8 protein-coding genes and 1 pseudogene are annotated in these 8,484 nt (G+C 67.1%); 3 read left to right on the top strand and 6 right to left on the bottom strand.

Annotation, left to right across the window (positions count from 1 at the left end; all coding sequences use genetic code 11):
* Window positions 1–397 precede the first annotated feature (397 nt).
* From EBO15_RS43935 to EBO15_RS41965, 3 genes are all read right to left on the bottom strand, one after another.
* Window positions 398–1,147 (bottom strand): hypothetical protein, encoded by a 750-nt coding sequence (locus EBO15_RS43935; protein ID WP_147481901.1) that lies wholly within the window; start codon window positions 1,145–1,147, stop codon window positions 398–400.
* Window positions 1,148–1,292: 145 nt separating this feature from the next.
* Complete coding sequence (locus tag EBO15_RS41970; RefSeq protein WP_122200012.1) at window positions 1,293–2,039, bottom strand: ATP-binding protein; 747 nt, start codon at window positions 2,037–2,039, stop codon at window positions 1,293–1,295.
* Window positions 2,040–3,048: 1,009 nt separating this feature from the next.
* A complete protein-coding gene (locus EBO15_RS41965; RefSeq protein ID WP_122200011.1) occupies window positions 3,049–3,321 on the bottom strand; it encodes a hypothetical protein in 273 nt (90 codons plus the stop codon).
* A gap of 299 nt (window positions 3,322–3,620) precedes the next feature.
* Between EBO15_RS41965 and EBO15_RS41960 the strand changes: the two genes are divergently transcribed.
* Together EBO15_RS41960 and EBO15_RS41955 are read left to right on the top strand one after the other, a co-directional pair.
* A complete protein-coding gene (locus EBO15_RS41960) occupies window positions 3,621–4,469 on the top strand; it encodes a helix-turn-helix domain-containing protein (protein WP_158628505.1) in 849 nt (282 codons plus the stop codon).
* A 14-nt stretch (window positions 4,470–4,483) separates the two neighbouring features.
* The gene (locus EBO15_RS41955) at window positions 4,484–4,690 is read left to right on the top strand and encodes a DUF397 domain-containing protein (RefSeq protein ID WP_122200009.1); all 207 of its coding nucleotides are present in this window, start codon (window positions 4,484–4,486) and stop codon (window positions 4,688–4,690) included.
* A 685-nt stretch (window positions 4,691–5,375) separates the two neighbouring features.
* Here EBO15_RS41955 and EBO15_RS41945 read toward each other — a convergent pair.
* The 3 genes and pseudogenes from EBO15_RS41945 to EBO15_RS41935 form a co-directional block, all read right to left on the bottom strand.
* Window positions 5,376–5,804: a hypothetical protein gene (locus EBO15_RS41945; RefSeq protein WP_122200007.1), complete on the bottom strand. Its 429-nt coding sequence runs from the start codon at window positions 5,802–5,804 to the stop codon at window positions 5,376–5,378.
* A pseudogene (locus EBO15_RS41940) lies at window positions 5,804–7,057 on the bottom strand (IS256 family transposase). Before EBO15_RS41940 ends, EBO15_RS41945 begins: the two are co-directional and overlap by 1 nt.
* A gap of 58 nt (window positions 7,058–7,115) precedes the next feature.
* A complete protein-coding gene (locus tag EBO15_RS41935) occupies window positions 7,116–7,439 on the bottom strand; it encodes a hypothetical protein (protein WP_122200006.1) in 324 nt (107 codons plus the stop codon).
* 340 nt (window positions 7,440–7,779) lie between these two features.
* On the opposite strand from EBO15_RS41935, the gene EBO15_RS41930 reads away from it, so the two are divergent.
* Window positions 7,780–8,400: a hypothetical protein gene (locus tag EBO15_RS41930; protein ID WP_199745165.1), complete on the top strand. Its 621-nt coding sequence runs from the start codon at window positions 7,780–7,782 to the stop codon at window positions 8,398–8,400.
* Window positions 8,401–8,484: the final 84 nt, after the last annotated feature.

The raw sequence follows: 8,484 nt of genomic DNA, 5'->3' as shown, positions 1-8,484 counted from the left end.
CGGTGAGTGCACACGAGCACCTCCCGACCAGGGCCGACAGATCCCGTTGAGGACCCAAGGTCAGTCAGTCGGCGGGTCAGACCCCGGACGGGAGGTGCTCACCTCCATCATCACTGTCAGTCGGCGTTCCCTCTTTCGCGACGGCGGCGCCCACGATCGTCGACATCCAGTCGATCTGCCCGTGGGCGCCGAGCTCGTCCAGCACGAGACGGTGGAGGCGTGGCCACAATCCCGCCCTGGTCCAAGCGGTGAACCGGTGATCTGCGGCCGGCATGCTCACCCTGACCTCCCCCGGCAGATTCCGCCGCACGCAACCGCTGGTTTGCCCCAAGGAGCCCAACACCGCCAGGTGAGCACGTCCTTTGCCCAGGGACGCTCGCGGCAACGGGTTCGCCCATCATTTTTGCCGCCGACGCTTTGCGGGCCTCAGCACGCTGCCAGTCCACGTCGCCACCTTGCCTGTCAGAGCACGGTGAGACTGAGCACTGTCGCGGTCATCCGCGGACTGTGGCCTCGGCGTCAAAACGACGGTGCGTGCACCTTGGCGGTATCGGGCGTACCCGCGCTCCAGGGCGGGAAGCGGCATGAGCGGCCAGATCACCGTCTGCCCCGTGGTCTTGTCGACCAGGAGGACGCGTTCAGACGACGGCTCGACTCTGGTGGGAACCGATGGTGGCTCGATCACCATGCTGCGAACGACATAGGCGTCGGCGATCTCTGTAACGGTGGAGACGACTTCACCGCGGTTGGCTGCGGGCTGCCGAGCGCGTGCTCGGCGCCATGCCTCTGCGGCATCCACGCACGGCAGCCTGGCCGCCTGGTGGGCGGCGAACACATCGGCCATACGCCTGAGAGTTCGACAGGCCGTCGCCTTGCTCGTGCCGCAAGCACGGCATCCGGCATCGGTTTCGGAGCTGGCCGACGGCCGATGAAGGTCCAGGATGGCGTTGAGTGCAGTGGTCAGTGCGATTACGGTTCTGGGGGCCTGCTGCAAGAACTCCATCGTTCCCTGGTCCAGTGCTCCGTCGACGACCAGGCGGTGCACCGCCCGGCCGAGGGCGTTGTGGTCAGCACGAACAGCCGACGTCGCGGCGGCATGGACGTACTGGACCAGCCGGGCATGGCCGTTGTCAGGCGTATCCAGCATGCGGATCTCCAGGGTTATGAGTGTCAGCAAGGTCGGTGGAGTGGGCGGGGCACAGACGCGGCGACGTTTCGCAGCACCGCGCCTGCGCCCCGAGGTGCCTTGTCCGTCCGGGTCGCCCGCCGGACGGACGAGGCCGCTTCGGTGATCAGTGCGCGGAGCGTCGAGCGGACCGCTGCAAGGTGGCGACCACGTGTTCGGCGGTCTCTTGCAGGTCGATGTGCGGATGCCGATGGAGCACGCCACCAGGTGAGGTCCAAGCGAACGTGGTACGGCACACCCACACGTTCAGGGCAGGCGTCGCGACAAGAGAGATCCCTGTGGCCTCACTTGCCCTCTGCGCCGGAACACCGCGGCCGGCCAGGTTCATCGCCAACCGCTGCGCAGCGACCGCCGGGTAGATCGGCGCGCTGAGGCGCGGCCAGGCTGTGGGCAGCGGGACCGCCATCCACACCGCTTTGCCTGACAGCTGGGGGGCGGGGAGCCGGGAGCGAGACGGATGCGAGCCCCAGCTACTGGTGACCGCGTCCACGATCGTCATACCTCTGCCGCTCTCGGCCAGCAGATCACCGTTGCCAGGCTGCGGCAGCGTCTCGTCGTCGGGGTCGAACACGCTCACCACCAGCTCTGGCTCAGGCCACATCCGTGCCCACACCGCCAGTTCGGACACGGTGTTCGGCGGTCCGTAGCGGGAGCGGTAGGCGTGCCGGAGCGCGTTGGTCGCGAGCTCACTGACTGCGAGCTGAGCGTTCTCAACGACCTCGGCGTCGAACTGAAGGGTGCGCATGGCGTAACCGAGGTGGGTCCGCGCCGCCTGCGCACACCGGTCGTCGTCAGGCAGAGCCCAAGTGCAGACACCGCCGTATGGCAGGTCGGCCGGCTGGTTCATGGCCATCACGACCTTCCGCCATCGTCGGATTCGGGAGAACAGCCCAGCCCTCGCCGCCTCTGATCGCCCCGGCGCCGGAACAGTCCGGCCGTCCGCCCGGCACGGCGAGGGCTATCACCGCACTCGCCACAAGGGCAAGCAGACCAGGGATTCGTGGACGCGCAGGCCCTCTCCGACTCCACGTCCGACTGCATGGCCGGGTGGACGTATTCCGGAGCTGTTGGGGTCCGCGCGTATTCCTCTTCCTCGGCCAGCGCGATCTGGCAGACGAGGTCATCAGGGTCGGCCGCCTCCCACAGGCGCTCAGGGACCGTCGGCCGACGGCGCATCGCCCAGTACCGGCCCGAGTGCTCACCGAACCAGAAGGTGTGGTGCGGGTAGCGACTGTGCAGGTCGGTGAGGACCTCGCCTGGGTCGCGTTCGACGACGGCCCACGGAGCGATGGTGCCGTATGGCAGCGGGTTGCGCGCCAGGGTGTGGCCGTGTGGAGCCGGATCTCCCCTCACAGCTGCCAGGTTCGTAGAGTTGTACATGGGGCTGGGCCTCCTACCGGTCCGGTCTCAGACCCCGGCAGGTGCTGCTACACCTGCCGGGGTCGCCCTGCGTATGGATTGGAACTGAGCGCTGATCGGGCCGAGGTGTCGTCGGCCAATGCGCACTGGTCGAGTAGGCGCGTCGTATTCGTGGTTCGGGGCTGTAGTCGGCGAGGCCGAACCCGCTGGCTCTCAAGCGAGGCGTGAAAGGAGCCACCCACTACACGGCCGCGTGAGCGCAGCGAGTACTGCACGGCGCTGCAACGATGTATGAACAGGCAGCAGCTCGACGACGACCCGCCAGGCAGGCGTAGCCGCTGCCCAACGCCAACCCGCCAGTCCCGTTCAGGTGTGCTGCCCGCGACCAGCCGCCCTCGCCCGCTTACCGGGCCAGGCCCGCCAGGCGGAAGGCGACCTTTGGATTCAGCACGTGCCGGTCCATTCGGAACGCGCGAGTATCGACGGCTGATCGGCCGTGGCGGTTATCGGGCCCGCGGCCGCGCTATCGCCTCGGCGGACAAAACCCGCTCGGCCAGCAGGGTCTGCGCTTCGCAAAGGATCACCAGCTCTCCGACCGAGGTTGCGGCGATCTCCTCGAGACAGCCGCACTCGACCTGGTAGTCCGACGGTGCGTGCAGCCGCCGCGCGAGCAGTCGCTCACCGACACGCTCGGTGTGCCAACCGGGGCACAAGGCGCCCAGATCGACCCTGTTGCCGCTCGGCGCGTCGTTCGCCGCCCGTGGCGCGTCTACCATGGCGGCACCTCCTTTGTGAGGTTGGGCCGCGCGGCCAGGCCGGGTTTCCTAGGCCAATGCCTGGCCGCGCGGCGATCTAGTTCACCGAGTGCCCCCAGGAGCGCATCGGCCAACGCGCCCGCGCCTCCACTGAAGCACTGCAACGCAGGAAGCCGCATCTCCTCCACCACGATCAGTGGCGTGAGGAACACTTCTAGTAGTGTGAAACAGAATCAGGCCGCAGGCAACATCCTGAGGGAATATTCTCCGAGCGTCCGAGGGCAATGATGAGCGCAAATCGGAACAACCCGTCCCCAACCATGCGGAGAAGGCGGCTCGGGGCTGAGCTGCGAAGACTCCGCGAATCGGCCGGCAAGGTCGGCGACGAGGTCTCGACGCAACTGGGGTGGTACAGCGCCAAGGTCAGCAAGATCGAAACGGGTCGGATCACCGTCGGCTGGGGCGATGTCGCAGACCTGCTCGATCTCTACGGCGTCCCCGTGGGAGAGCAGCGCGATCGTCTCATCGCGCTCGCTCGCGAATCGAAGTCGACACGACGTGACGAGTGGTGGCAGCCGTTCAACGATCTCCTGTCACGCAACTACAAGACGGCCGTCGACCTGGAGACGTCCGCGACCTCACTCCGAATCTTCGAGCCCTTCGTGATCCCCGGCCTCCTGCAGAACGAGGACTACGCACGCGCGATCATCAAAGGCCGCCGGGAATACGCCGAGGAGGAGGTCGAGCGACGCGTCGAGCTCCGGATGAAACGCCAGGCAGTCGTCGCCACCGGCGGAAACCTCGACATGTGGGTCATCCTCGATGAGGCTGCGCTTCGTCGCGAGATCGGCGGCCCAGAGGTCATGAGCAGGCAACTCCGCCGACTGCTGGAAGTCGCCGAGGCTCCGGGAGTCCAGGTTCAGGTCGTCCCCTTCGGCATCGGTCCGCACGCGGCGATGTCAGGATCGTTTGGGATCTTCTCGTTCTCGGAGGAGACCGATCCAGACGTAGTGTTCGTGGAGACGATCGCGGGCACTCTCTACCTCGAGCGCAATGAGGACATCGCCGCCTCTAAACTCGCCTTCGAGCACCTCCACGCGGCGGCACGCGACCTGGCCGGGTCTCTCGAGCTGATCTCAGCAGCCGCGCGGACCTACGAGCAGCGATAGGGAGAGCAGCCCCCATGCCCCACATCTTCACTGACGCACAGTGGCGCAAGTCGAGCCGTAGCGCGCAGGCCAACGACCAGTGCGTCGAGCTCGCCGATCTCGCGGGCGTCATCGCCGTGCGTGACTCCAAAGACCCCAACGGCCCGAAGTTGACCCTCGCCCCCACCACCTGGCACGCCCTCGCGCTCCGCATCAAGGGTCTTGACCGCGATCAAGCCTGAAGCCCTCCTCGCCACCATCGAAGGCCCTCGCCTCCCGCCCTGCTACAGGCCGAGGGCCCTTTGATTCGCCATGACGTCGCCCACTTCTGATCCGCAACAGTGCGGGACGTCTGACGGCGGCCAGCGCAGTTACCCGCGCACGGCCAGTTGATTCGGCACTCTTCTGGCTGCGTCCGTAGCATCCACGGGCGGAGCGATCCGAGATGTTGGGGGTTTGTTCGGTGCCCGGGCAACGTTATCGGCTTGAGCTCCACCGAACCCAGGTGTCTATCCCTTCGAGCTGATAGCGAGGGCCGGGGCCGAATCGCCATTCGGTCAGGAGGTGCCGCGCATCGGCCGGGGCCTGACGGTGCGGCGTCAGCAACGACTCCAGCTCGTCATACCGCGCGTCAACACCTCCCTGTCCAGGATGGTCACCCGGCTCTGCCACCGCGGCCTCGTACCGCTGGTTCCACTCGACGTAGAGCGCCCATTGCTCTCGTTCCAGGGCAGCGGCCTGATCAGTCGCGGGCCACACGTGGTAGGTGGCCTCATCGACACGGTCGACATACGACATCCCATCAGCGATCAACCCTCCCGGTCACCGGCAGAGGCACGGTCTTTCGTCAGGACTCAACGGTCCAGATCGAGCGAGTGCTCAACTGCTGGCGGCTACGGGACCGAGTCTGCGGCACGGGAGTAATTGTCAAGAGTTGTGGATCGGTGGTTCCGGTTCCGGCTTGGCGAGGTAGAGCAGAGCGTGAGATCGCCCAGACCAACTTGTGTCGGCAGAGCCAACGTGGATCTGGGTGCTGATGGGGGTCAGCCGTTCGGGGCCGCTGGCGAGGAAGGCATCGAGGTCACCGACGATGTCCTTGAGATCCTCCTGGAGCGCATCGTTGTCGGTAGACGCCGCGATGTGGAGGACGACCTCGTCGGGGCGCGGTTCGACGGCGATGGCGAGGATGTCGGGGCCGATCAGTCCGAGGGCCGCTTGCCCGGTCATGAGCAGCAGGTAGTTGCGGCGTAGCAGCGCGCGCTGCTCGGCCGGGTTCAGGTCCGGGCTGTAGTGGAACTCGGCCGGATGCGTCGTCTTGGTCGCCCACCGAAGGACACGCAGCAGCTTCTTGGTCATCACGCGACCTGTCCTTCGGCACGCTCGACGAGGGCGCCGCGCTCGAACCGGGCTCCGGCCCGGACCAGCGCGACCAGGTGGGGCGCGTTGACGGCGCGCCACCGGGTCTGCGCGGACTCGATCGGTTTGAAGGTCATGGCCAGGGCGGCGGTGCGGGAACCGGCGCCGCGAGTGACCCGGGTGCGCAGCCTCACCGTGGCGAACGTGGACTCGATCGGGTTGGTGGTGCGCAGGTGGATCCAGTGTTCGGCCGGGTAGTCGTAGAAGGTGAGCAGCACGTCCTCATCATCGACGATCTTCGCCGTGGCCTTGGGGAATTTCGCCCTGTAAGACCGGTGGAAGGATCTGATCGCCGCGTGGGCGTGCTCCTTGTCCTCGGCGTTGTAGATCTCGGCGATCGCGGCCTTGGCCGCTGGATGCGCGGACTTGGGCAGGGCGTCCAGGACGTTGGCGGTCTTGTGAACCCAGCAGCGCTGTCCCCGGGATTCGGGGAAGACCTCCCGCAGCGCCTTCCAGAACCCCAGCGCTCCATCGCCGACGGCCAGGTGCGGGGCCCGCATGCCGCGGCGGGCGCAGTCCCGTAGCAGGCGGTGGACTCGCCGGATTCCCGGTAGCCCGCGTCCAGGGCTACCAGCTCTTTGCTCCCATCGGCCCGCACTCCGACCAGCACCAGCACGCAGGCCTTGGCCTCATCGAGCCGGACCTTCAGATGCACCCCGTCGGCCCAGACATAGACGAAGTCCAGCCCGGACAGGTCCCGGCGCTGGAAGGCCTGGTGATCCTCGGTCCACTGCGCGGTCAGCCGGGACACCGTCGCCGACGACAGGCCGGCGGTCGAGCCGAGGAACTGCTCCAACGCCGGCACGAAGTCCCCGGTGGACAGCCCATGCAGATACAGCAGCGGCAACACCTCCGACACCTTCGGGGTCTTACGGGCCCAGGGCGGCAGGATCGCCGAACAGAACCGCTTGCGCTCACCGGTCTGGACATCGACCCGCTTGTCGTTCACTCGCGGCGCCTTCACCGCCACCGGACCCGCAGCCGTCGCGATCGTACGCTCGGCGTGGTAGCCGTTGCTTGCGCACCACCAGACGCCGCCCACGCTCGTCACGCTGCTCGGCCAACTCGGCGAGATACCCCTCCACCTCGGCCTCCAGCGCGGCGGCCAGCATCCGCCGGGCCCCTTCCCGCACGATCTCATCGATCAAGGCACCGGACTCGGTGGAACCATCGGCATTGACTACCGTAAGCATGCGCGTGCCCTCCCAGCCGACGTTGCTGCGTCGGCCTACTCAGTGACCTCTGAAACGATCACTCGGGAGTGTAAGCCCCCGCCGAGCCGATCCACAGGTCCTGAGCATTGCTCGCGCACGGCGACCCGCTGGCTCTCATTAGATCGAGGCTAAAGACCTCTACCAATGGCTCGACACCGACCCGACCCGAGCGCCTTTCATCACCGCCCTGAAGAACCTCGCCGCCGAACTCGACGCCACCCCCGGCCTCCACGACTACCAGCACCGCCGTGATGCCCTCCGCGACTGGAGCCTCGACGAAGAGACATGGGCCGAGATCATCAACCGGCTCCCACCGGTTCCCGGACCCGTTCAGCCCACCCTCGACGACCGCAAACGCCAAGAACCCCCCGCGTTCATCCGGGCTGCGTCACCCAAGGCGAGCCCCGCTTCGCGCCCCGCCCCATCGAGGCCCGGCAGCCGCAGCACACCCAACGCGAATGGCTCCTCCGCCGAGGGAACACCTGGCACCACCTCAACCGCAGAGCACCCCTCGCCCACTACGGCGCCCTCAAGAGGCTCCTTGACCAACAACCCGACGTCCTCACGACCAAGATCGAAATACACCTCTCATCTATAGATCCCAGCAGGAGTGAGCCGGCATAGCGGACCGCGCAGGCCCCAGGTCTTGCCGGCGGAACTCCCCGGGCGTTCACTGCGGCCGATGCACGATCATGTTCTCGATGCCGACACGGAGGAACCCGCCGATGCTCTCGGACCACCAACAACAGCTGCGCGACCGCTTCCTGGCCGCTCCCGTCCTGCAGGCGCCTCCGCCCTGGCAGCCGACCCTGGACCGCAGAACACCCATCGGCGGCCTCTTGGGCATCGGCTTCGCGACTCACCCCAACACCGGCCACGACCTGGTCATGGTCGTCTCCCAGGACGGCCACGGCCTCTTCGACGTCTCCACCGGCGACAAGATCGCGCGAGACCACGACCCTGACCCTGATACCAGCACCCCGGACGCCGCTCCGGACCTGACCTGCCCAGGCCCCGGACCCATCTCCGGAACCCGAGTGCACATCGCCGGCCTCTTCGGCGGCGGCCTCCACCACACCACCCCCGACGGCTGGAGCCTGGACATCGTCGCCCCCGAATGGCCCCACCACCGCGTCCTGCTCAGCAGCAACGGCAACATCTACAAAGACCCACACGGACAGGGCTGGTGGCACATCTTCGACTCCGACCACTCCACCCTCCGCGCCGCCGGCTTCTCGCCCTCAGGCCAGACCCTCGCCATCGCCACCAGCAGCGACCTCACTGTCCCGTTCGACTGTAGGTGGCCAATGAAGAGTGGGTGACCTGCGGGGATGCCGCGATGTTTGGGACTGCGGTGTCGGGCGTTCTCACGCTATCTGGCTCTTGCGGAAGTACTGGTAGAGCGG

Origin of the sequence: Actinomadura harenae, assembly GCF_003696215.1 — a bacterium.
In the GTDB taxonomy this organism is placed as follows: Bacteria; Actinomycetota; Actinomycetes; order Streptosporangiales; family Streptosporangiaceae; genus Spirillospora; species Spirillospora harenae.
This window is presented reverse-complemented; position numbering and strand designations above follow the sequence as displayed.

What these genes read in the sequence shown, in the direction of transcription:
- EBO15_RS43935 (WP_147481901.1), bottom strand. Translation starts at nt 1,147, where the DNA reads ATGCTGGATACGCCTGACAACGGCCATGCCCGGCTGGTCCAGTACGTC.
- EBO15_RS41970 (WP_122200012.1), bottom strand. Translation starts at nt 2,039, where the DNA reads ATGGCCATGAACCAGCCGGCCGACCTGCCATACGGCGGTGTCTGCACT.
- EBO15_RS41960 (WP_158628505.1), top strand. Translation starts at nt 3,621, where the DNA reads ATGCGGAGAAGGCGGCTCGGGGCTGAGCTGCGAAGACTCCGCGAATCG.
- EBO15_RS41945 (WP_122200007.1), bottom strand. Translation starts at nt 5,804, where the DNA reads ATGACCAAGAAGCTGCTGCGTGTCCTTCGGTGGGCGACCAAGACGACG.
- EBO15_RS41930 (WP_199745165.1), top strand. Translation starts at nt 7,780, where the DNA reads ATGCCGACACGGAGGAACCCGCCGATGCTCTCGGACCACCAACAACAG.
- EBO15_RS41965 (WP_122200011.1), bottom strand. Translation starts at nt 3,321, where the DNA reads ATGGTAGACGCGCCACGGGCGGCGAACGACGCGCCGAGCGGCAACAGG.
- EBO15_RS41955 (WP_122200009.1), top strand. Translation starts at nt 4,484, where the DNA reads ATGCCCCACATCTTCACTGACGCACAGTGGCGCAAGTCGAGCCGTAGC.